Here is a 21,250-nt window from a genome sequence, read left to right on the forward strand (position 1 = left end):
GCGCAATACGCCTGCCGGGACGACACACCACTGCCGCTACACCGCCCGGGGGAGACCAGCCATGCACGCCCATCCATCCACGCCAGCCCGGCAACGCACGCCGCTCAGCCTTGCGATCCTCGGCGTCCTCGCCTGCTTGGCCGCACCGCCGCTACTGGCACAGGACACCGCCACCGGCGAGGCGTCCGCCAACCGCGATGCCGAGAACCTGGACACGGTGGTGGTGACCGCCAACAAGCGCGTGGAGAACGTGCGCGAGGTGGGGGCGTCGATCAGCGTGATCGGCGAACGCCAGCTGGAAAACCTCGGTGCGGTGTCGCTGTCCGACTACGCCGCGTTCATCCCGGGGCTTCAGGTGCAGAGCAACGGCAGCCCCGGCCTGACCCGGGTGTCGCTGCGGGGCGTCGCGGCGCTGTCGTCGGGCGCGACGGTCTCCACCTACATCGACGAAGTGCCGGTCGGCTCCAGCGGCATCTACCAGGGCGCGAGCACGCTGATGCTCGACCTGTTGCCTTACGACATCAGCCGCATCGAAGTGCTGCGCGGTCCGCAGGGGACGTTGTACGGCGCGGGCGCGATCGGCGGCCTGATGAAATACGTGACGCGTCCGGCCGAGGCCTACGAGGCGGAGGCGCGCGTCGGCCTTGGCCTGCGCAGCGTAGCCGGTGGCGAGCAGGACTGGAACGCGCGCTTCGGCGCCACCCTGCCGCTGCAGCAGGATCGGCTGGGGCTGAGCCTGAGCTTCGCGCGCAACGGCCTGCCCGGTTACACCGACAACGCCGTGGACGGGCGTGAGGACATCAACAGCGGCGAACAGATCGGCGCGCGTGCGGCGCTGTCGTGGACCGGCGATGCCTTCGACGCCACCGTGTCGATGCTGCACCAGAGCATCCGCAGCGACGACCGTGCGGGCGTTGCGCTGGACCCGGACACGCAGGTGCCGCTGTTCGGCGACCAGGTCGACCTGGCCTGGCAGCCGCGTCCGTTCGAGAAGGACCTGACGCTGTTCTCGCTCAGCCTCGACTGGAACCTTGGCTGGGGCAACTTCGTCTCCGCGACCGGCTGGTCCGACACCAGCACCGTCGACCAGATCGACTCGACTGTGCAATTCGGCGAGGTGGCGAACCTGCTGCTGGGCCTGCCCGAGCCGGGCAGCTCGTTCGTGCGCTACAGCTACGACATGGAAAAGGTGACGCAGGAGTTCCGCCTGCAATCGGACAGCGGCGGCGCGTTCGAGTGGATGGTCGGCGCGTTCTACACCAAGGAAGACGCCATGCAGAGCCAGGTCGCCTGGCTGGGCCAGCGCGACGGAACGCCGTTGCCGGCGCCGTTCGACAGCATGTTCGGCACGCTGGCGGTCATCAACCTGCCCAGCACCTACGAGGAATTCGCGCTGTTCGCCAACGCCTCATGGCGGTTCGGCGAGCGCTTCAAGCTCGATGCGGGCGTGCGCCAGGCGCGCAACGACCAGTGGTTCAGCCAGAACGTACCGGAGGGCATCCTGGCGCCGATCGGCGAGACGCCCGGCGAATCCAGCGAGACCGTCACCACCTGGAGCGTCAGCCCGCAGTTCAAGCTGTCCGAAGACGCGATGATCTACGCACGCGTCGCCACCGGCTACCAGCCGGGCGGCCCCAACGTGGCGTTGCCGGGCATGCCGCCGAGCGTCGACTCGTCGATGCTCGACAGCTACGAGATCGGCGTGAAGTCGCAGTTCGCCGACCGTCGCGTGACCGTGGACGTGTCGGCCTTCCGCATCGACTGGGACGACATCCAGGTCGCGTCGTCGTTCAACGGCGTCGGTGGACTGGTCAACGGCGGTGAAGCGACCAGCCAGGGCGTCGAGCTGACCACCCTGTTCCGCGCCACCGAAGGGCTCACGCTGGGCTTCAACGCGGCCTACACCGATGCCAGCATCAAGAACGATTTTGCCGCCACGGTGATTCCGCAGGGCGCGTTCGACGTGGTGCTCAACACCGGCCTCGCCGGCGACCGCATGCCGTACACGCCGAAGCTGTCGTGGTCGGGTACGGCGGAATACGCCTTCTCGACTGCGACCGGGCTCAATGGCCAAGTCGGTGCCGCGGTACGTTGGGTGGGTGATCGCGTGAACGACACCACCGAGCGCCAGCGCGTCACTGCGCCGGGCGATCCGTCCACGATCCTGCAGGAAGAGATCACCCTGCCGCTGGAACTCGACAGCTACCGCTCGATGGACCTGTACGCCGGCGTCGGCAAGGGCAACTGGGGCGTGCGTGCCTTCGTCAACAACGTCACCGGCGAGAAGGCCTGGTCGTCGATGGCGCTGGTGGCCGGCGCCCTGACCGGGGCGCCGTCGCACATCGGCGCAGTGCCGATCCAGCCGCGCACCTTCGGCCTGGAGTTCGATGTCCGCTTCTGATCGGCCCGCCTGATACGAACGCCGTCCGCACAGGCGGACGGCGCCCGCCCGCGCAAGGACCCGAGCGTCACCGCATGCAGACCGCTGCCCACGTACTGCGCGAAGCCGACCCGCTTCCGCAACCCTACCTGCTGTTCCTCGGCGACGTGGTCGAGCCCGGCTACGCGAAGACAGCGTTCGGCCTGCGCGACTGGGCGCGCGAGCGCTGCGTGGGCGAATTCGCGTGCGAGGGCGCCAAGGTCAGCGCGGGCCTGCCGGCGATGACGCCGGCGCAGGCGCGGATGTCCGGCGCGAAGGCAATGGTGATCGGTGTCGCCAATCCCGGTGGCCGCATCCCGGCGAGTTGGGTGCCGCAGCTGGTGCAGGCGCTCGAGGCCGGGCTGGATCTCATCGGTGGCATGCACGCCCGGTTGTCGGGCATCGAGCCGCTGCGCAACGCGGCGCTGGTGCTGGGGCGACGCCTGATCGACGTGCGCGATCCGCCCGCCGCCATCGCCGTGGCCAGTGGCCGCAAGCGGAGCGGCAAGCGCCTGCTCACGGTCGGCACCGATTGCGCGCTGGGCAAGAAGTACACCGCGCTGACGCTGGCGCGCGAGCTGCGTGCGCGCGGTATCGACGCGGATTTCCGCGCCAGCGGGCAGACCGGCATCCTGATCGCGGGCGAGGGCATGCCGCTGGATGCGGTGGTGGTGGATTTCGCCGCCGGTGCCGCGGAGACGCTGTCGCCCGACGCCGACCCCGCGCACTGGGACGTGATCGAAGGCCAGGGTTCGCTGTTCCATCCCGCCTACGCGGGCGTGTCGATGGCCTTGCTGCACGGCAGCCAGCCCGACGTGGTGGTCGTCTGCCACCAGCCCGGGCGTACGCACGTGCTCGGCTATCCCGGCTTCGCGATGCCGTCGCTGGAAGACACCATCGAACTCACGCTGCGCCTCGGTGCGCGCACCAATCCCGCGATCCGCTGCGCCGGCATCAGCCTCAACACGGGCGAACTGGACGCCGACGCTGCGCAGCGCGTGATCGAGGACACCGGATCCCGCCTCGGCCTGCCGGTGGCCGATCCCATCCGCGGCGGCGATGCGCTGTCGCGGCTGGTCGATGCCTGCCTGGCCTGAGCGCAGGCAGCGGGCAGGGCGATGAGCGCACGTCCCGGCCCCACGTGGTTCCAGCGCTTCCTGCTGCCGGGGCTGGCGTTCAAGGGCTTCGTGATCGGCGGTGGCTATGCCACGGGGCGAGAGCTGGCCGAATTCTTCCTGCCTGTGGGTGCGCAGGGCGGGTTGCTGGGGCTGCTGCTGACGATGGTGGTGTGGAGCGTGGTCTGCGCGTTGACCTTCGCGCTGGCGCACGCGACGACCAGCCGCGACTATCGCGCGTTCTTCCTGGTGTTGCTGGGGCGGGGCGCGGTGTTGTTCGAGCTGGCATACATCGCGCTGATGGTACTGATCCTGGCCGTGTTCGGCGCCGCCGCCGGTGCGCTGGTGTCGGCGATGACCGGGCTGCCGCCCCTGGCCGGCACGCTGGCGCTGATGGTCGCCATTGCGACGGTGGTGGCGCTCGGCAATCGTTCGGTGGAGCGGCTGTTCGGCTGGGCTTCATTGCTGCTGTACGCGGTGTACTTCCTGTTCATCGTGTTCGCGGTGCAGGCCTTCGGCGACCGCATCGTGGACGCGGTCGCCACGCCGCAGCCGCGCACGGGCTGGGTGCAGGGCGGGCTGACCTATGCCTGCTACAACGTGGTCGGTGCGGTGGTGGTGCTGCCGATGCTGCGCCACCTGCGTCACCGTCGCGATGCGGTGGTGGCGGGCCTGCTGGCCGGCCCGCTGGCGATCCTGCCGGCGATCGCGTTCTTCGCCTGCATGCTGGCGTGGATGCCGCAGGTGGCCTCGCAGCCGCTGCCGGCCGATTACCTGCTGCAGCAGATGCAGCGCCCGCTGTTCCACGTCGCGTTCCAGGCGATGATCTTCGCCGCACTGCTGGAGAGCGGCGTGGGTGCGGTACATGCCGTCAATGAGCGCGTCGCCACGGCATGGCGTGCACGGCGCGGCACGGCGCTGTCCGGCACGATGCGGCTCGGCATCGCAGGCGTGGTGCTGGTCGGTTCGATCTTCATCGCCCAGCGCTTCGGCCTGGTCGCCCTGATCGCCAACGGCTACCGTGCGCTGGCGTGGCTGATCCTGTTCGTGTACGTGCTGCCGCTGCTGACCGTGGGCGCTTGGCGCCTGTGGCAGGTCCGCAGCGGTGCGCATCCTCATCTCGTATCGAAGGAATAGCGACATGAAGCTGCCTGTATTGCCGCGCGTGATCGCAGCCGTCGTGCTGCTGTCGACTGCATGGGTAGCGTCCGCCACGCCGCCGGAAGGCTTCGACGATCGCGTGCGCGCCGCCATGCAGGGGCGCGACGTGCCGGGCATGGCGATCGCCATCGTCGAGGACGGACGGATCGTGCATGCGAAGGGCTACGGCGTGCGTGCGCTGGGCGCGAGCGAAGCGGTCGATGCCGATACGATCTTCCCGACTGGCTCGACCGGCAAGGCGGTGACCGCGGCGGCGCTGGCGATCCTGGTCGACGACGGCAAGCTTGGCTGGGACGACAGGGTCATCGACCACCTGCCGGACTTCCGCATGTTCGACCCGTGGGTCACGCGCGAGATGACCGTGCGCGACCTGCTGGTGCATCGCAGCGGCCTGGGGCTGGGGGCAGGGGACCTGCTGTTCATCCCGCGCACCACGCGCAGCCGCGCCGACATCGTGCGCGCGCTGCGCCACATCCAGCCCGCGACGAGTTTCCGCAGCGGTTACGCGTACGACAACATCCTGTACATCGTTGCCGGCGAAGTGGTGGCGGCAGCCAGCGGGAAGGCCTGGGAAGCGTTCGTGCGCGAGCGCATCTTCCAGCCGCTGGGCATGGCGACCGCAGCCAGTCACGAGGAAGATCGCTTCGCCACCGCCAACCGCGCGCAGCCGCACGCGCGCCTGCATCCGAAACTGCGCGGCCTGGGCGCGCAGGTGATGCTGCCCGAGCGCGAAGGCCTCGGGCAGGTCGGCGCACCCGCCGGCGGGCTGTCGTGGAGCGCCAATGATTTCGCGCGCTGGCTACAGGTGCAGGTGGCGCGCGGCGCATTGCCCGGCGACGGCGACCGCCGGCTCTGGAGCGAGACGCAGGCGCGCGAGATGTGGACGCCGCAGGTCAACGTGCCGATCCGGCCGTTCCCGGCGCCGATCGCCGACATCACCCCGCAGTTTTCCGGCTATGCGCTGGGCTGGAACGTGCAGGACTACCGCGGCGTGAAGGTGGTGCAGCACGGCGGCGCGGTGTTCGGCGTCCTGGCGTTCGCGCTGCTGGTACCGGAGCGCAACCTCGCCATCTCGCTGCAGATCAACGCCGAAGACGTCGACGTACTGCGCGGCCTGGGCTACGAACTGCTCGACCATTACCTGGGTTTCGAATCGCGCGACTGGGTAGGCGCGTTCGGCGAGTGGAACCGGCAGCGGCTCCATGGTGGCCTGGCGCTGCTGGACGCGACCGGCACGCAGGCACGCGCGGCATCGCGCCCCTCGCTGCCGCTGGCCGGCTACGCCGGTCGCTATGCCGACGCGTGGTATGGCCCGATCACGCTGGCGATGCGCGATCGCGCGTTGCGCATGGATTTCCTGCAGACGCCGGGCATGGCCGGCACCCTCACGCACTGGCAGTACGACACCTTCCGCGTCGACTGGGACGACCGCTCGATCGAGCCCGCGTACGCGACCTTCGCGCTGGATGCCGATGGCAAGGTCGAGCGGATCACGATGAAGGCGGTCTCGCCGCTGGCCGACTTCAGCTACGACTACCACGACCTGCTGTTCGTGCCGAAGCCGGAGTAGTTCAGTCATCTCCGCTGCATAACCGTCATCCCCGCGTAGGCGGGGACCCATGGACGTTGGTTCTCGTGGGTCTCCTGCTGGGCCTGGGAAAGTGGTCGCTGGCGCAGGCCCGGTGCCGCCGCAAGTCGCGGCCCGATATCCGCCTGGTTGCGACGGCACCGCGCCTGCGCTGGAGAGTTCCGGTGCCCTCCCGGAAAAGCCGCTTGCGCGCCTCCCCGCTTGCCGGCCAGTTCGCGGTGAAAATTGGGTACGCCGGTCGGGCGCCACGCCGACCAAGCGGATATCGGGTCGCGACTCGGTGTGGGGCCCGACAGGCGTCGTGCCGATGTCCGGGTTTGGTGCTATGCGCTCACTGGAGCGAGCCAGGCAGCGATGGCTATGGAACGGCAACCATGCGTGTGCGCCGACCGCGGCGACAGATTTCGCGTGCAACCTACTTCCGGGCCAGCTTCGCGTTCAACAGCTCCGCCAGCCGGATGCCACCCAACTGCACCTGCCGCTCCGCCGTCGCCAGGTTGGCGCGCAGGTAATCGTCGCCGACATTGCGGTTGTCCGGATAGAAGCCCGGTTGCAGCACGATGCGGCAGGCCTCGCCCGCCCACTGCGCCGGCGCCACCGCCGAAAATTCGACCGCCGGCACGGACGGCCGGGTGATCCGCAGCCACCAGTAGTGGACCGTTTCGTCCAGGCCGCGCGAGCGCAGCACCGGCGTATCCCACAGCGCATGCAGGTTGGTGCCGCGTCCGGCGTGCTGGACCTGGAAGGTATTGCCGCCGCGATCACGGGCGAACCCGGCGTGCAGCGGCTGGTGCACGTCGCCGACGAAGTGGACCACGAACTTCAGCGCCTGCAGGCGTTCGGCGTCGCTGCGCGCGGGGTCGGCCAGGATCGCCGCCTGCGCGTTGATCGCCTCGACGACGCAGTTGCCGTCGCGGCAGTCGCGCGCGGCCTCGTAGGCGCAGTCGTGTTCGCCGATGTTGACATAGTGCCAGGTGGAAGAACGGCGACCCAGGTCGGGATCACGCTCGCGCAGCTCGTCGGCCCAGGTGGCCACGTCGGCCAGCGAGGCGTGCCGTTCCGTCGCCAGCAGGCGCAGCGCTTCGGCGCGCGCTTCGGGCGTGAGCTGGTACTCGGCCAGCCGGGCGACGAGGCGATGCCCCAGCGGCCCCCAGGCCGACGCCGGCCAGGGCGCCGCGAGCAGCAGGACGATGCAGAGCAAGGTGGTCAGGCGAGACATGCCGGTATGTTACCGGCATGTCGATGACCGCCGCGTCCGCGGCGTGGCTCAGAACTTCGTCACCCAGGCCACGCCGTAGACCAGTGGGTCGATCTCGGCCTTGCCGATCTTCACGCCGTCGACCGAGACGTCGCTGCCGATGTCGATCCAGCGCGCATCGAGCCGCAGCGCGCTGCGCTGGCCGATGGCGAAGTCCACGCCGACGTGCGCGGCCAGGCCCCAGGAGTCGTCGAGCTTCAGGCGCGTGCCGGTCAGTGCGCCGGTCGTGCCTTCGCTGAAGAAGGTGGTGTAGTTGACGCCGGCGCCGACGAAAGGCGTGGCCTTGCTGGCGTTCGCGAAGTGGTACTGCAGCGACACGGTGGGGGGCAGGTGCCTGGCGCTGCCGACCTTGCCGACGCCGCGGATGTCGATGTCGTGCTGGAACGGCAGCGCGGCCAGCACCTCGATGCCGACGTTGTCGCGCAGGAAGTACTCGACGGTGATCGTCGGGCGGACGCTGCTGCCGATTTCGGTCGGAGGCAGCGGGCCGAGGCCCAGCGCGGTGGCGTCGAGGCGGCCGCTGTCCGACTTCGGATCGACGTTGTGCACGCCCAGGCCGAGCGTCCAGTCGCCCCTGGACTGGGCTGTCGCGGGGGCTGCCACGGCCATGGCGGCCGTGAGCAGGAGGAGGGGAGGCAGGCAGGTCTTCATCGCGGGGTCCCTGGAGTGGAATGGCGTGAATCTGCGCCTTTGCGGGCTGCCGCACCTTGATCCGGATCATTGCGCGCGACGGCCGCAATCGTGGCGGCGGCCCACTGCCACGGCTGCTAAAATGGCCGTCTTCCCCACCACGCTCCGGGAGCAGTGCGACATGGCGATCAAGGTAGGCATCAACGGCTTCGGCCGCATCGGGCGCAACGTGCTGCGTGCGGCCTTGCAGAACTTCGACGGCGACATCGAGATCGTCGCGATCAACGACCTGCTCGACCCGGACTACCTGGCCTACATGCTGCAATACGACTCGGTGCACGGCCGCTTCAAGGGCACGCTGGCGGTCGAGGGCAACACCCTGGTGGTCAACGGCAGGAAGATCCGCCTGACCCAGGAGCGCGACCCGGCCAACCTGAAGTGGGGCGAAGTGGGCGCCGACGTGGTGATCGAATCCACCGGCCTGTTCCTGACCAAGGAGACCGCGCAGAAGCACCTCGACGCCGGTGCGAAGAAGGTGATCCTGAGCGCGCCGTCGAAGGACGACACGCCGATGTTCGTCTACGGCGTCAACGACAAGACCTACAAGGGCGAGGCCATCGTTTCGAACGCTTCGTGCACCACCAACTGCCTGGCGCCGATCGCCAAGGTGCTCAACGACAAGTGGGGCATCAAGCGCGGCCTGATGACCACCGTGCATGCCGCCACCGCCACGCAGAAGACCGTCGATGGCCCCAGCAGCAAGGACTGGCGCGGTGGCCGCGGCATCCTCGAGAACATCATTCCGTCCAGCACCGGCGCGGCCAAGGCCGTGGGCGTGGTCATCCCGGCGCTCAACAAGAAGCTCACCGGCATGGCGTTCCGCGTGCCGACCAGCAACGTCTCGGTGGTCGACCTGACGGTCGAGCTGGACAAGGCCGCCAGCTACGACGAGATCAAGGCCGAGATGAAGGCGCAGAGCGAAGGCGCGCTGAAGGGCATCCTGGGCTACACCGAGGACAAGGTGGTGGCCACCGACTTCATCGGCGAGACCTGCACCTCGGTGTTCGACGCCGATGCCGGCATCGCGCTGGACCCCACCTTCGTCAAGCTGGTCAGCTGGTACGACAACGAGTGGGGCTATTCCAACAAGTGCCTGGAGATGGTGCGGGTGGTCGCGGGCAAGTGACCTGCCGGTAGCCCGTCGCGATACCCGAAGCCCCGCAGCCGCGGGGCTTCTTGTTTTCCGGCGGGGCGCGGCTATGGTGGCGGTCGCCGCATCGATGCGGCTGGAGGAGGGGGCGCGTGGAAGGGATCCTGGTCTTGCTGGTGTTGGCCGTACTGGCGATCCCGGTGCTGCTGATCGTGGCACTGGTGTCGGTGAGTGGACTGAAGCAGCGCGTGCGCCTGCTGGAGGAGTCGCAAGAGGCCTTGCGTGCGGCGTTGGCCGCGCTGGCGTCGACGCCGCGTGCGCCGATGCGACCGCCAGCGGCCGAGGTCGCGCCGACGCCCGCGCCACCATCCGCGCCGGCACCTGAAACGTCCCCCGCGCCGTCATCGGTGCAGCGCCCGCCGCCCGCGCCCGCCACGCCGCCTCGCACGATGCAGGCCGCGGCGCCCGCGCCCGGGCGCGTTGCAGCGACCGCGCCGCCGCCATCCGAACCGCAGCCGCCCGGCGTGGTCGAGATCGCTGCGCGGGTGGTCAAGCGCTGGTTCACCACCGGCAACGTGCCGGTCAAGGTGGGCATGCTGGTGCTGTTGGCCGGCGTGGCCTCGCTGCTCAAGTACGCCAGCGACCAGGGCTGGCTGACCCTGCCGCCCGAGCTGCGCCTGGCCGGCGTGGCCGCCGCGGCCCTGGCCGGGCTGGTGTTCGGCTGGCGCCAGCGCGCGCAGCGTCCTGCGTTCGCACTGGCACTGCAGGGCGGCGCGATCGGCATCCTGCTGCTGGTCGTGTTCGCCGCGTTCAAGATCTTCGGCCTGCTTCCGGCCGTGGCTGCGTTTGCGCTCAGCGTGCTGCTGATCGCCGGACTGGGCGTGCTGGCGGTGCTGCAGGATTCGCGCACGCTGGCGGTGCTCGGCGTACTGGCGGGCTTCCTCGCGCCGATCTGGCTGTCCACCGGCAGCGGCAACCACGTCGCGCTGTTTTCGTACTACGCGGTGCTCAACGCGGCGATCTTCGGCATCGCCTGGTTCAAGTCGTGGCGGGTGCTGAACCTGCTGGGCTTCGCCTTCACCTGGGGCATCGGCCTGCTGTGGGGGGTGCTGTCGTACACGCCGGACAAGCTGTCGAGCACGCAGCCGTTCCTGCTGCTGTTCTTCGCCTTCTACCTGCTGATCCCGATCCTGCACGCGCGTCGCCGCCCCGCCAGTCGCCGCGACCTGATCGACGGCTGCATCGTGTTCGGCACGCCGTTGATCGCTTTCTCGCTGCAGGCCGCGCTGCTGGAAGGCGAGCGCCTGCCATTGGCCTTCTGCGCGCTGGGCTTGGCGGCGCTGTATGCCGCCTTGGCGTGGTGGCTGAGGCGGCGCGAGGGCTCCCCGGTCTTGCTGCAGGCGTATGCGCTGCTGGCCGTAGGCTTCGCCACGCTGTCGGTGCCGCTGGCGCTGTCGGCCAGCGCCACCGCCGCGGTGTTCGCGCTGGAAGGTGCCACGCTGGTCTGGCTGGGCCTGCGCCAGCAACGCGCCTTGCCGCAGTGGACGGGACTGGGCTTGCAACTGGCCGCAGCGGTGGCGTTTGCCATCGCGTTCGATGGCAGCCCGGGCGCCGGGTTCGCCGTCGCCAATGCGGTGTTCATGGGTGGGCTGCTGATCGCGCTGGCCGGGTTTGCCAGTGCGTGGAGCTATCGCGATGCGGGTCGTCGCGAGCCTGCGCTGATGTACTACCTCTGGGGCCTGGCCTGGTGGTGCGGCAACGCCCTGCAGGAGATCGAGGCGTTCGTGGCGATCGATGCGCGTGCCGATGCCACGCTCGCCTTCGTCGCGCTCAGCGGCTGGCTGGCCGCGGAATTGCATCGCTTGCGTCCGGCACGGGCGCTGGCGCTGACCACGCTGGCCGGCTTGCTGGCAGCGATTCCGCTCGCGTTCGCGCAAAGCGCCGCGCACGCGCATCCGTTCGCGGGCCATGGCGTGTGGGCGTGGCTGGTGTTCGCGGTGCTGGGCGTGCGCAGCCTGGTGTGCCTGCGCGCTGGCGACGACCGCAGCGCGGACTGGGCGCAGTTCGCGTGGTGGCTGGTGTGGCCGGTGGTGGCATCGCTGTTCTGCCTGTGGCTGGCGATGCATTTCGAACTGGCGCTCGGCTGGCGCTTGATGCTGGCGGTGCTGCCGTGGCTCGCGCTGGTCGCCGCGTCGATCTGGCGCTGGTCGTGGCTGTCCGCGCCGCGGGGTGCGGGGTTCGATGCATATCGCATGGCGTTGCAGTCGGTGCTGTTCGCCGTCATCGCGGCGTGGTGGGGCACGACCCAGTTCGCGCCTGGCGGCAGTGCGCCGCTGCCGTGGCTGCCGCTGCTCAATCCAATGGAGCTGGCGCAGCTGGCGGTGCTGGCGCTGGCCGCGCAGTGGTTGTGGCGCGAAGCCGCCCCCGCCGCGCTGGTGCGACTGCGCGTGCCGCTGCTGTCGCTCGCCGGGTTCGTGTTCGTCACCGTGGTCACGCTGCGCGCGGTGCATCATTGGGGCGGCATCGCATGGGATGATGGACTGGTCTCGTCCAGCCTGGCGCAGACCAGCCTGACCGTGGTGTGGAGCCTGCTGGGCGTGGTCGGCTGGATCGTCGGTTCGCGCCGCGGCCAGCGCATGCTGTGGCTGGCGGGCGCGGTGCTGATGGGCGTGGTGCTGGCGAAACTCGTGCTGGTCGATCGCCAGCACCTGGGCAACCTGCTGGGCATCGGCTCGTTCATCGCCTACGGCCTGCTGTGTACGCTGGTGGGGTATTTCGCGCCGGCACCGCCGCGTGCGGACGCGCAACCCGAGGAGGACGCGGCATGACGAGGTGGCAACGGCTGGGCCTGGTGGGGCTGTCGGCACTGGCGGCGGGCGGTGCGATCGCAGCGGTCGCGGCCGATTACGCCTGGCAATGGGCACTGGCGCCACAGGCCGGCGACAGCGGTGCCTATCGCGTGGTGCTGGACGCATCGGTGTACGGCGCGCTGCAGTCCCGCAGCCTGCGTGATCTCGACGTGGTCGATGCCGGCGGCGCGACCGTGCCGGCCGCGGTGCTGCCGGCCATGTCGCCCGCGGCCAGCATCGGCGAGCGCGTGCCGATGCGCTGGTTCCCGCTGCCCTCCGGCCCGCGCGATGCCGGCAACGACATCGCGCTGCAGGTCGAGCGCGATGCCGACGGCACGGTGCGTCGCGTCGAGACACGCCTGTCCGGCGCGCGTGCGGCGCAGGCACGTCCTACCGAAGCCTGGCTGGTCGATGCCAGTGCGGTGGACGGCATCGTCGCGCTGTGGCTGGAATGGGCGCCGGGCCAGACGCCGCTGGACGTGGCCTATCGCGTCGAAGGCAGCAACGACCTGCGCGACTGGCGCATGCTGCAGCCGCGCGCGCCGCTGGTGGACCTGGTGCGCGACGGCGAGCGCCTGCAGCAGCGGCGCATCCCGCTGCAGGGCAGTGCGCGCTACCTGCGGCTGCTGCCGTCCGATGGCAGCGGCACGCTGCAGCTGTCCTCGGTGCAGGCCGAGCTTGCGCCTGCGGTGGCGGACGTCGCCTGGCAGTGGCAGGCACTCGACGGCGCGGCCATCGATGATCGCGGCACCACGCATTACGAGTACACGCTGGACGGGCGCTTCCCGATCGAACGCGTCGACCTGCAATTGCCCGGCAACAGCGCCGGCGAGTGGACGCTGTACAGCCGTGACGAGGCGACCACGCCGTGGGTGCGTCGCACCGGGCCATGGGTGTCGTTCCGCATCGGCGAACGTGGTGCGGACCGCTCCGCGCCGCAGGTGCTGTCGTCGGCGGTGCGCGACCGCCACTGGCGGCTGTCGGGTTCGGTGCCGTCGGCGCAGGTGCCGCAGTTGCGCCTGGGCTGGCAGCCGGAAACCGTGGTGTTCGTGGCGCAGGGCACGCCGCCCTACACGCTGGTTGCCGGCAGCGCGCGTGCCGCACGTGCGAATGCGCCGATGCCGCAACTGCTGGAGGCGATCCGGCGCCAGCACGGCGTCGACTGGCAGCCGGCGGTGGCGACACTCGGCGAACGCCAGCAGGCTGCAGGCGAGCGCGCGCTGGTGCCGGTCGAAGAACCCCGCGACTGGAAGGCCTGGCTGCTGTGGGCCCTGCTGGTGGGCGGCGCGCTGTTGGTGGGCACGTTCGCCATCAGTCTGCTGCGCGGCAAGCCGGCATCCTGACGCGCGTTTGCCGCACCCGGGCGCAGGCGGGACAATGGCGGTCTTCTTCCCCTTGGACGCGCTGCCATGCCCATCCTGCGAATGACCGACCTCGACCTTGCCGGCAAGCGCGTGCTGATCCGACAAGACCTCAACGTCCCCATCGAGGACGGGCGCATTACGTCGGAGCAGCGCATCACTGCGTCGATCCCCACGCTCAAGCTTGCGCTCGCGCAGGGCGCGGCGGTGATGGTCACCTCGCACCTGGGACGGCCCAAGGAAGGCGAGTGGAGCGAGGAGAACTCGCTGGCGCTGGTGGCGAAGCGGCTGGGCGAACTGCTCGGCACCGACGTGCCGCTGGTGCGCGACTGGGTGGATGGCGTGGACGTCGCGCCCGGCAGCATCGTGCTGCTGGAGAATTGCCGCATGAACGTCGGCGAGGGCAAGGATGACGAAGCGCTCGCGAAGCAATACGCCGCGCTGTGCGACGTGTTCGTGATGGATGCCTTCGGCACCGCGCACCGCGCGCAGGCCTCCACGCATGGCGTGATCCGCTTCGCGCCGGTGGCCGCGGGCGGACCGCTGCTGATGGCCGAACTCGACGCGCTGGACAAGGCGTTGGCCAATCCGGCGCGACCGTTGCTGGCGATCGTGGCCGGCAGCAAGGTCTCGACCAAGCTGGAGCTGCTGTCGAACCTGGTGGGCAAGGTGGACCAGCTGATCGTCGGCGGCGGCATCGCCAACACCTTCATCGCGGCCGAAGGCCATGGCGTCGGCAAGTCGCTGCATGAAGCCGACCTGCTCGACACCGCGAGGAAGATCACCGCGGAGGCCAAGGCACGCGGTGCCGACATCCCGGTGCCGACCGACGTGGTGGTGGCCAAGGCCTTCGCCGCCGATGCCGAAGCCACGGTCAAGGCGGTGGACGCGGTGGCCGACGACGACCTGATCCTCGACATCGGACCGGACACCGCGGCGCGTTACGCGACGCTGATCGCGACCGCCGGCACCGTGGTGTGGAACGGCCCGGTCGGCGTGTTCGAGTTCGATGCCTTCGGCAAGGGCACCGAGACGCTGGCGCGCGCGATCGCGGCGTCCAACGCGTTCTCCATCGCCGGTGGCGGCGACACCCTGGCGGCGGTGGACAAGTACGGCATCGCCGAGGACGTGTCCTACATCTCCACCGGCGGCGGCGCCTTCCTCGAATTCCTCGAAGGCAAGACCCTGCCCGCGGTGGCGGCGCTCGACGCGCGCGGTTGAGGGCGCAACGGCGACGCGCATTGCGTCGCTGGAAGTTGTCCCGTGGACAAGCGTAAAACCGCAGTGATCGTGGGCTAGGATAGCCGGCGCACCTGCTTGCAGCGTGCGCCCCCTCCCACGCAGGCCTCGCCATGTCCGAACAACGCCCCCGTACCCGCATCCTCGCCACGCTCGGCCCGGCCACAGACTCGCCCGGCGTGCTGGAGGCCATCCTGCGCGCGGGCGTGAACGTCGTGCGCCTGAACTTCTCGCACGGTGATCCGTCGGGCCAGGCGCTGCGTGCCGAGGCCGTGCGTGATGCGGCGAAGCGCGTCGGCGTCGAAGTCGGCATCCTCGCCGACCTGCCGGGGCCGAAGATCCGCGTCGAGCGCTTCGCCGAGGGCAAGGTGATGCTGAAGGCGGGCGATCGCTTCGACCTGCTGGCCGAGGAAGACGCGCCGCCCGGCACCCGGCACGAAGTGGGCGTGAGCTACCTCGGCCTGCCGGGCGACCTGTCGCCGGGCGACGTGTTGATGCTCGACGACGGCATGGTGCAGCTGAAGGTCGAGCGCATCGAAGGACAGCGCATCGTCAACACTGTGCTCAACGACAGCGTGCTGTCCGACCGCAAGGGCCTGAACAAGCTGGGCGGCGGCCTCTCGCTGGGCGCGCTGACCGACCGCGATCGCGAATTGATCGGCATCGCCGCGGGCATCGGCGTCGATTTCATCGCGGTGTCGTTCTGCCGCAACGCCGCCGACATGGAAGAGGCGCGCAGCATCGCGCGCTCGCACGGCAGCGATGCCGCGCTGGTGTCGAAGGTGGAGCGTGCCGAAGCCATCGAGAACCTTGCCGAGGTGATCGACGCCAGCGACGTGGTGATGGTGGCGCGCGGCGACCTGGGCGTGGAGATCGGCGACGCGGAATTGCCGGGCCTGCAGAAGAAGATCATCCGCGAGTCGCTGGCGCGCGACAAGGTGGTCATCACCGCCACGCAGATGCTGCAGTCGATGGTCGACAGCCCCATGCCCACGCGCGCGGAAGTGCTGGACGTGGCCAATGCGGTGATCGACGGCACCGATGCGGTGATGCTCTCGGCCGAAACCGCGGCCGGCAGTTTCCCGGTGCGTGCGGTCGAGGCGATGGCGCGCATCTGCGCCGGTGCCGAACGCCAGTTCCAGCCGCAGACCGACTTCGCGCAGGCGCAGCGCAACCTGGAGCGCGCAGACCAGGCCATCGCCATGGCCACGATGTTCCTCAGCGACCACATCGGCGTGCGCGCGATCGTGGCGATGACCGAGTCCGGCGGCACCGCGCGCTACCTGTCGCGCTTCCGCACCGGCACGCCGATCTACGCATTCACCCGCTCCGAGGGCGCGCGCCATCGCATGGCGATGATGCGCGACGTGTTCGCGATGGATTACGACAGCCGCGGCCAGACCCCGCGGGAAGCGGCGCGCGGCAGCATCCACAAGCTGGTCGAGGCCGGCCTGCTGCAGCCCGGCGACCGCGTGGTGTTCACCAGCGGCGAGCACATGGAGACCAAGGGCGCGACCAACACGCTGCGCCTGCTGCAGGTGGGCGAGGACGGCCGCGCCGAGGGCCTGGGCGAGCTGTAGCGGCACGCCGCGGCGACGCGGAGAGGTAATGGGGCGGGCGCTATACTCCCGCTCCTTTCCTCCGATCGTCCGGACGCCCGCATGAGCATCGAACAGCTTGCCGAAACCGCACGTGCCATGGTCGCGCCCGGCAAGGGCATCATCGCCATCGATGAGTCCACGGCCACCATCGGCAAGCGCTTCGAAGGCGTGGGCATCGCCAACAACGAAGAGAACCGCCGCGCCTATCGCGAACTGCTGCTGACCACGCCGAACCTGGGCGACCACATCAGCGGCGCGATCCTCTACGACGAGACGCTTCGCCAATCGACCAGGGCCGGCGTGCCGTTCACCCGGGTCATGGCCGAGAACGGCATCCTCCCCGGCATCAAGGTCGACAAGGGCACGCAGCCGCTGGCCGGGTTCCCGGGCGAAGTGGTGACCGAAGGCCTCGACGGCCTGCGCGCGCGGCTGGAGGAGTACTACAAGCTCGGTGCGCGCTTCGCCAAGTGGCGCGCGGTGATCCACATCGGCGACGACACGCCGTCCGGCACCTGCATCGAAGCCAACAGCCACGCGCTGGCGCGCTATGCGGCGCTGTGCCAGGAACAGGGCCTGGTGCCGATGGTGGAGCCCGAAGTGCTGATGGACGGCGAGCACGACATCGAAACCAGCTATGAAGTGCACGAAGTGGTGCTGCGCGCGCTGTTCGACGCGCTCTACAACAGCAACGTCGCGCTGGAAGGCACCATCCTCAAGGCGTCGATGGTGCTGCCGGGCAAGTCCAGCGGCGAAGCCGCCGACGTGGATGAAGTGGCCGAAGCGACGCTGATGTGCCTGAAGTCGTCGGTGCCGGCGATCCTGCCGGGCATCGTGTTCCTGTCCGGCGGCCAGAGCGACGAGGCGGCCACCGCGCACCTCGATGCCATGAACCGGCTGGGGCCGAACCCGTGGCCGCTGTCGTTCTCGTATGGCCGCGCCATGCAGTCGGCTGCGCTCAAGCTGTGGTCGCAGGACCTGGTGGGCAACTTCGCCAGGGCGCAGCAGACCGTGCATGCCCGCGCGCGGGACAACGGCCTCGCCGCGCAGGGCAAGTGGCAGGGATGATGGCATCGGGACGAGATGCGTCTCCGCTCTCGGTCCCGCATCGCGTTTCCATCCCGTGAACGCCGCCCTCACGTTTGCTGTGGAACGCTCCACATCGATCCTGTCCCGGAGAGGGCGCGCAACCATGCCGAACAAGTCGTCCGTCGCCGCATCACTGCTGCTGGCGATCTCCGCCGGCCTGCTACTGTCCGCACCCGGCACAGCCCATGCGGGTACGACGGCACCGACCTGCATCGCGCCGGGCCAGTGCTTCGTTACCCGCAATTACTGGTCAGGCCCGGTGCCGAATAACCTGTACACCGCGCATGCGGGCGGTACGCTGTTCGGCATCGCGCCGTCCCGCGTGAGTGCCTGCAGGGTGCTTTCGAACGTGCTTCGCAACAACGGCCGCATCGCGCAGCAGGAGCGCAACTGCCTGCCTGCCCTGCGTGCGGGCAATCCATTCGTGATCTTCGCGCTTGACCGCCATGGCGTGAACAACACGATGTTGTTCAGGGCCACCTGCAACAACCCGACGCGCTTGCGTACGCGGTTGACCCTGGTCATCGACGGTCGCCAGTATTCCGGTGCGGTGGCGGAAGCGGTGGTTCGGCCCTGCTCGTCCACCTAGGCATCCCACCTGGGCAAGACGCATGCGGGTTCGTACTCTCGAAGGCAACGGCGACGCGCGCAGCGGCTCGCGCTGGCCTTCTGGCCCGTTGGCCCCGGATCCGGCTGGTGCTTTGCACGCCAAACCCCCGCGCCCGCAGGCCCGGGTCACGCCGAGGACGCCCGCTCATCCTCGCGCGGTCCGTCGAGCTGGCCGTTGCGCGACATCAGCACCGCGATCGGCCGGGTGCCGTGGAACTGCGACAGCACGATCACCAGCACGGCGGTGATCGGGACCGCCAGGAACGCGCCCGGGATGCCCCAGAGCCCGCTCCAGATGGCGAGGCTGGCGAGGATCACGAACGGGCTGAGGTTCATCGAATCGCCCATCAGGTACGGGTCGAGGAAGCTGCCGATGGCGAACTGCGCGGCGGACAGCAGGACCAGCAGGGTCAGCACCGTGCCGAGGTCGCCGAACTGCACGATCGACCATGCCACTGGCAGCAGCACGCCGACGAACGAGCCGATGTAGGGCACGTAGTTCAGTACGCCGATCACCACCGCCCAGAAGCCTGCGAACTCGACATTGAACGGTGCCATGATCAGCCAGCTCACCACCGCAAGCAGCACGTTGACCAGGGTTTTCACGCCCAGGTACTGGCCGATGCGGGTGTTGATGCCTTCCAGCACGTGGCGCACGCGCGACACGTCACGCGGGTCGTCCGACAGCCGTTGCAGCTTGTCCGGGAACACGCGCTTTTCCAGCAGCAGGAACACCACGTACAGCAGCACCAGAAGCAGCGTTGCCGCCAATGCGGTCACCGAGACCACGGTGGTGCCGATCACGTCTTCCAGCTGCACGCGCTCGAGTACCTGCTCGCGCAGGGTGGTCCAGGTGGGTGCGGTTTCCATGCCGAAGAACTCCGCGCCACTCTGGATGCGCGCCAGCAGCGCGTCCTGGTAAGTGGGCGCCAGCTGCACCACGCGGCCGACGTTGTTGACCACCAGTCGCACCCCGGCGAACAGCGCGATGGTGATGCCGATGATCGACAGCGCGTAGCGCGACCACGCGGGCAGGCGCGGGCCGACCACCGGGAGGGCGGTGGCGACGCGCGCCAGGCCGATGATCACGTACACCACCAGCACGCCGAACACGATCGGTACGAACACCTGCTTGCCGATGTACAGCACCCAGCCGACCACGACCGCCAGGCCGGCGCCGTAGGCCACCGATTGCAGTCGGTCCGGGCCGAGCACGGATTGGGCGCTGCGTGGCGTCATGGCGAGCGGGGCGGGCGAGGTGTCATGCCGGCCATTGTGGCACTACACGTGCACGCTGGGCGTAGAGACTGTTTGCGCTTGCGGACGCGCCGTCGTCCGGCGCGTGCGAGCCCTCTCATGCGATCCGCGTGCTCACCACGGCACCGGCTGGCCACGCCAGTCGAAGAACCCGCCGGTGGCCGAAGCATCCAATGCATCGACCACGCGCAACAGGTGCATGGCCGCGATCCTGGGGGGATGCACGTCGAGCCCGCGTTTGGCGAAGGGCGCGGACAGCGCGGTGTCGACCGTGCCGGGATGCAGCGCCACGCATAAGGCCTGCGGCGCGCGCCGGGACAGTTCGATGGCAGCGGTGCGCATCAGCTGGTTCAGCGCGGCCTTGGAGGCGCGGTAGGCATGCCAGCCGCCGAGGCGGTTGTCGCCGATCGAGCCGACGCGCGCGGACAGGGAGGCGAACACTGATTTCCCGTCGCGCGGCAAGTGCGGCAACAGGTGTTTCATCAGCAGGGCGGGGCCGATGGCATTGATCGCAAAGGCCTGCGCAAGATGATCCGGCTGCAGCTCGCGCAGGGATCTTTCCGGCGAAAAGCGGGCGTCGTGCAGGAAGCCAGTGGCATCGATGGCGAGACGGATCTCGCCTCGTGCTGCCGCAGCCTCGACGGCGGCCGCAATGCTGTCCTCGCGCAGCAGGTCCAACGGCAGCGGGCCGTCGCGCCGCGTGCCAAGCACGCAGGCAAACCTGCCGCCCGCCGACAGCGCATCCACCAAGGCGCGGCCGATGCCGCCGCTGGCCCCGACCACCAGCGCAACGCCGCCGTCTGGAAACGAATCGAGCGCGGGCGGCGTCGCGTCCGGCGCGTTCATCCCAGCGAGGCCAGCCAGTCGTCGTCCGAGCCTTCGTTCACGCCCTCGAACAGCGGCGTGGAGAAGTAGCGCTCGCCGGTATCGGGCAGCATCGCCAGGATCACGTCGCCATCCCGCGCGCCTTGCGCAACCCGCTGTGCGGCGGCGATGGTGGCGCCCGCGGAGATGCCGCAGAAGATGCCTTCCTCCGCGGCCATCCGCCGCGCCGTGGCGATGGCGTCGGCATCGTCGATCGACAGCACTTCGGCAGCGACCTCGCGGTTGAGCACCTGCGGCACGAAATCGGGCGTCCAGCCCTGGATCTTGTGCGGCGACCAGTCCTTTCCCTGCAGCAGCGCCGCGCCGGTCGGTTCGCAGGAGGTGACGCGCACTTCAGGCCGGGCCACGCGCAGGACTTCGCCCACGCCGGTGAGCGTGCCGCCGGTGCCCCAGCCGGTGACGAAATGATCGAGCCGGCGACCGGCGAAGTCGCGCAGGATCTCCGCCGCGGTGGTCTGGCGGTGGTAGGCCGGGTTGGCTTCGTTCTCGAACTGCCGCGCGAGGAACCAGCCATGCTGCTTCGCCAGCGCCTCGGCGCGGCGCACCATGCCGCTGCCGCGCTCGGCGGCAGGCGTGAGGATCACCTTCGCGCCATAGGCGCGCATCAGCTTGCGGCGCTCGATCGAGAAGGTTTCCACCATCGTCGCGACGAATTTGTAGCCGCGCGCCGCACACACCATCGCCAGCGCCACGCCGGTATTGCCGGAGGTGGCCTCGACCACGGTGTCGCCCGGCTTCAGCAGGCCCCTGGCTTCGGCATCGAGGATGATCGCCAGCGCCAGGCGGTCCTTGACCGAGCCGCCGGGGTTGAACGCTTCGACCTTGGCGTAGAGCTCGACGTGGGCGGGCGCGATGCGGTGCAGCCGGACCACCGGAGTGTGGCCGATGGTATCGAGGATGTTGTCGTGGAGGGCCATGGCGGGCTCCGCAGTGGGGGAGCCGACAGCCTGCCCCTGAACGCACGGGGACGCCAGTGGTTGACAGGGAAACAGCGCTCCTCGCCCCATCCGAAGGCACACGTGGTGGACACGCCGCCCCAGTA

At 69.5% G+C, this 21,250-nt stretch carries 16 protein-coding genes; 11 read left to right on the top strand and 5 right to left on the bottom strand.

Annotation, left to right across the window (positions count from 1 at the left end):
- The first annotated feature begins 61 nt into the window (after positions 1 to 61).
- The 4 genes from E2F46_RS03200 (at position 62) to E2F46_RS03215 (ending at position 6,265) form a co-directional block, all read left to right on the top strand.
- Positions 62 to 2,401 (top strand): TonB-dependent receptor, encoded by a 2,340-nt coding sequence (locus E2F46_RS03200; protein WP_133320723.1) that lies wholly within the window; start codon positions 62 to 64, stop codon positions 2,399 to 2,401.
- A 74-nt stretch (positions 2,402 to 2,475) separates the two neighbouring features.
- Positions 2,476 to 3,516, top strand: coding sequence for an N-acetyltransferase DgcN family protein (locus tag E2F46_RS03205; protein WP_133320724.1), 1,041 nt, complete (start codon positions 2,476 to 2,478; stop codon positions 3,514 to 3,516).
- Between the two features lie 21 nt (positions 3,517 to 3,537).
- A complete protein-coding gene (locus E2F46_RS03210; protein ID WP_133320725.1) occupies positions 3,538 to 4,671 on the top strand; it encodes a YkvI family membrane protein in 1,134 nt (377 codons plus the stop codon).
- A gap of 4 nt (positions 4,672 to 4,675) precedes the next feature.
- Positions 4,676 to 6,265 (top strand): serine hydrolase, encoded by a 1,590-nt coding sequence (locus E2F46_RS03215; protein ID WP_133320726.1) that lies wholly within the window; start codon positions 4,676 to 4,678, stop codon positions 6,263 to 6,265.
- Positions 6,266 to 6,698: 433 nt separating this feature from the next.
- Here the strand turns inward: E2F46_RS03215 and E2F46_RS03220 are convergent, their stop codons facing one another.
- Both E2F46_RS03220 and E2F46_RS03225 read right to left on the bottom strand, forming a co-directional pair.
- The gene (locus tag E2F46_RS03220; protein ID WP_133320727.1) at positions 6,699 to 7,502 is read right to left on the bottom strand and encodes a S1/P1 nuclease; all 804 of its coding nucleotides are present in this window, start codon (positions 7,500 to 7,502) and stop codon (positions 6,699 to 6,701) included.
- A gap of 48 nt (positions 7,503 to 7,550) precedes the next feature.
- A complete protein-coding gene (locus tag E2F46_RS03225) occupies positions 7,551 to 8,192 on the bottom strand; it encodes an OmpW/AlkL family protein (protein WP_133320728.1) in 642 nt (213 codons plus the stop codon).
- A gap of 160 nt (positions 8,193 to 8,352) precedes the next feature.
- On the opposite strand from E2F46_RS03225, the gene gap reads away from it, so the two are divergent.
- The 7 genes from gap (at position 8,353) to E2F46_RS03260 (ending at position 18,046) form a co-directional block, all read left to right on the top strand.
- Positions 8,353 to 9,357 (top strand): type I glyceraldehyde-3-phosphate dehydrogenase, encoded by a 1,005-nt coding sequence (gene gap, locus E2F46_RS03230; protein ID WP_133320729.1) that lies wholly within the window; start codon positions 8,353 to 8,355, stop codon positions 9,355 to 9,357.
- Positions 9,358 to 9,473: 116 nt separating this feature from the next.
- Positions 9,474 to 12,149, top strand: a complete 2,676-nt coding sequence (locus E2F46_RS03235; protein ID WP_133320730.1) for a DUF2339 domain-containing protein — start codon at positions 9,474 to 9,476, stop codon at positions 12,147 to 12,149.
- A complete protein-coding gene (locus tag E2F46_RS03240; protein ID WP_133320731.1) occupies positions 12,146 to 13,513 on the top strand; it encodes a DUF3999 domain-containing protein in 1,368 nt (455 codons plus the stop codon). The genes E2F46_RS03235 and E2F46_RS03240 overlap by 4 nt, the downstream gene beginning before the upstream one ends.
- A gap of 66 nt (positions 13,514 to 13,579) precedes the next feature.
- Complete coding sequence (locus E2F46_RS03245) at positions 13,580 to 14,752, top strand: phosphoglycerate kinase (RefSeq protein ID WP_133320732.1); 1,173 nt, start codon at positions 13,580 to 13,582, stop codon at positions 14,750 to 14,752.
- Positions 14,753 to 14,883: 131 nt separating this feature from the next.
- Positions 14,884 to 16,350, top strand: coding sequence for a pyruvate kinase (gene pyk, locus E2F46_RS03250; protein WP_133320733.1), 1,467 nt, complete (start codon positions 14,884 to 14,886; stop codon positions 16,348 to 16,350).
- 81 nt (positions 16,351 to 16,431) lie between these two features.
- Entirely contained in the window at positions 16,432 to 17,436 is a 1,005-nt protein-coding gene (locus tag E2F46_RS03255) for a class I fructose-bisphosphate aldolase (RefSeq protein ID WP_133320734.1), read from the top strand.
- 124 nt (positions 17,437 to 17,560) lie between these two features.
- The gene (locus E2F46_RS03260; protein ID WP_133320735.1) at positions 17,561 to 18,046 is read left to right on the top strand and encodes a hypothetical protein; all 486 of its coding nucleotides are present in this window, start codon (positions 17,561 to 17,563) and stop codon (positions 18,044 to 18,046) included.
- A 146-nt stretch (positions 18,047 to 18,192) separates the two neighbouring features.
- Here the strand turns inward: E2F46_RS03260 and E2F46_RS03265 are convergent, their stop codons facing one another.
- The 3 genes from E2F46_RS03265 to cysK form a co-directional block, all read right to left on the bottom strand.
- On the bottom strand, positions 18,193 to 19,305 hold the full coding sequence (locus tag E2F46_RS03265; protein WP_133320736.1) for an AI-2E family transporter: 1,113 nt from the start codon (positions 19,303 to 19,305) through the stop codon (positions 18,193 to 18,195).
- A gap of 132 nt (positions 19,306 to 19,437) precedes the next feature.
- Positions 19,438 to 20,169, bottom strand: a complete 732-nt coding sequence (locus tag E2F46_RS03270; protein WP_133320737.1) for an SDR family NAD(P)-dependent oxidoreductase — start codon at positions 20,167 to 20,169, stop codon at positions 19,438 to 19,440.
- The gene (gene cysK / locus E2F46_RS03275; RefSeq protein WP_133320738.1) at positions 20,166 to 21,125 is read right to left on the bottom strand and encodes a cysteine synthase A; all 960 of its coding nucleotides are present in this window, start codon (positions 21,123 to 21,125) and stop codon (positions 20,166 to 20,168) included. Before cysK ends, E2F46_RS03270 begins: the two co-directional genes overlap by 4 nt.
- Between the last annotated feature and the right edge of the window lie 125 nt (positions 21,126 to 21,250).

This window comes from Luteimonas aestuarii, assembly GCF_004357985.1.
GTDB lineage: Bacteria > Pseudomonadota > Gammaproteobacteria > Xanthomonadales > Xanthomonadaceae > Luteimonas > Luteimonas aestuarii.

Coding starts and splice junctions, on each gene's coding strand:
- E2F46_RS03255 (WP_133320734.1), top strand. CDS start 16,432: ATGAGCATCGAACAGCTTGCCGAAACCGCACGTGCCATGGTCGCGCCC.
- E2F46_RS03200 (WP_133320723.1), top strand. CDS start 62: ATGCACGCCCATCCATCCACGCCAGCCCGGCAACGCACGCCGCTCAGC.
- E2F46_RS03270 (WP_133320737.1), bottom strand. CDS start 20,169: ATGAACGCGCCGGACGCGACGCCGCCCGCGCTCGATTCGTTTCCAGAC.
- E2F46_RS03240 (WP_133320731.1), top strand. CDS start 12,146: ATGACGAGGTGGCAACGGCTGGGCCTGGTGGGGCTGTCGGCACTGGCG.
- E2F46_RS03265 (WP_133320736.1), bottom strand. CDS start 19,305: ATGACGCCACGCAGCGCCCAATCCGTGCTCGGCCCGGACCGACTGCAA.
- E2F46_RS03260 (WP_133320735.1), top strand. CDS start 17,561: ATGCCGAACAAGTCGTCCGTCGCCGCATCACTGCTGCTGGCGATCTCC.
- E2F46_RS03205 (WP_133320724.1), top strand. CDS start 2,476: ATGCAGACCGCTGCCCACGTACTGCGCGAAGCCGACCCGCTTCCGCAA.
- E2F46_RS03245 (WP_133320732.1), top strand. CDS start 13,580: ATGCCCATCCTGCGAATGACCGACCTCGACCTTGCCGGCAAGCGCGTG.
- pyk (WP_133320733.1), top strand. CDS start 14,884: ATGTCCGAACAACGCCCCCGTACCCGCATCCTCGCCACGCTCGGCCCG.
- E2F46_RS03220 (WP_133320727.1), bottom strand. CDS start 7,502: ATGTCTCGCCTGACCACCTTGCTCTGCATCGTCCTGCTGCTCGCGGCG.
- E2F46_RS03215 (WP_133320726.1), top strand. CDS start 4,676: ATGAAGCTGCCTGTATTGCCGCGCGTGATCGCAGCCGTCGTGCTGCTG.
- cysK (WP_133320738.1), bottom strand. CDS start 21,125: ATGGCCCTCCACGACAACATCCTCGATACCATCGGCCACACTCCGGTG.
- gap (WP_133320729.1), top strand. CDS start 8,353: ATGGCGATCAAGGTAGGCATCAACGGCTTCGGCCGCATCGGGCGCAAC.
- E2F46_RS03225 (WP_133320728.1), bottom strand. CDS start 8,192: ATGAAGACCTGCCTGCCTCCCCTCCTCCTGCTCACGGCCGCCATGGCC.
- E2F46_RS03210 (WP_133320725.1), top strand. CDS start 3,538: ATGAGCGCACGTCCCGGCCCCACGTGGTTCCAGCGCTTCCTGCTGCCG.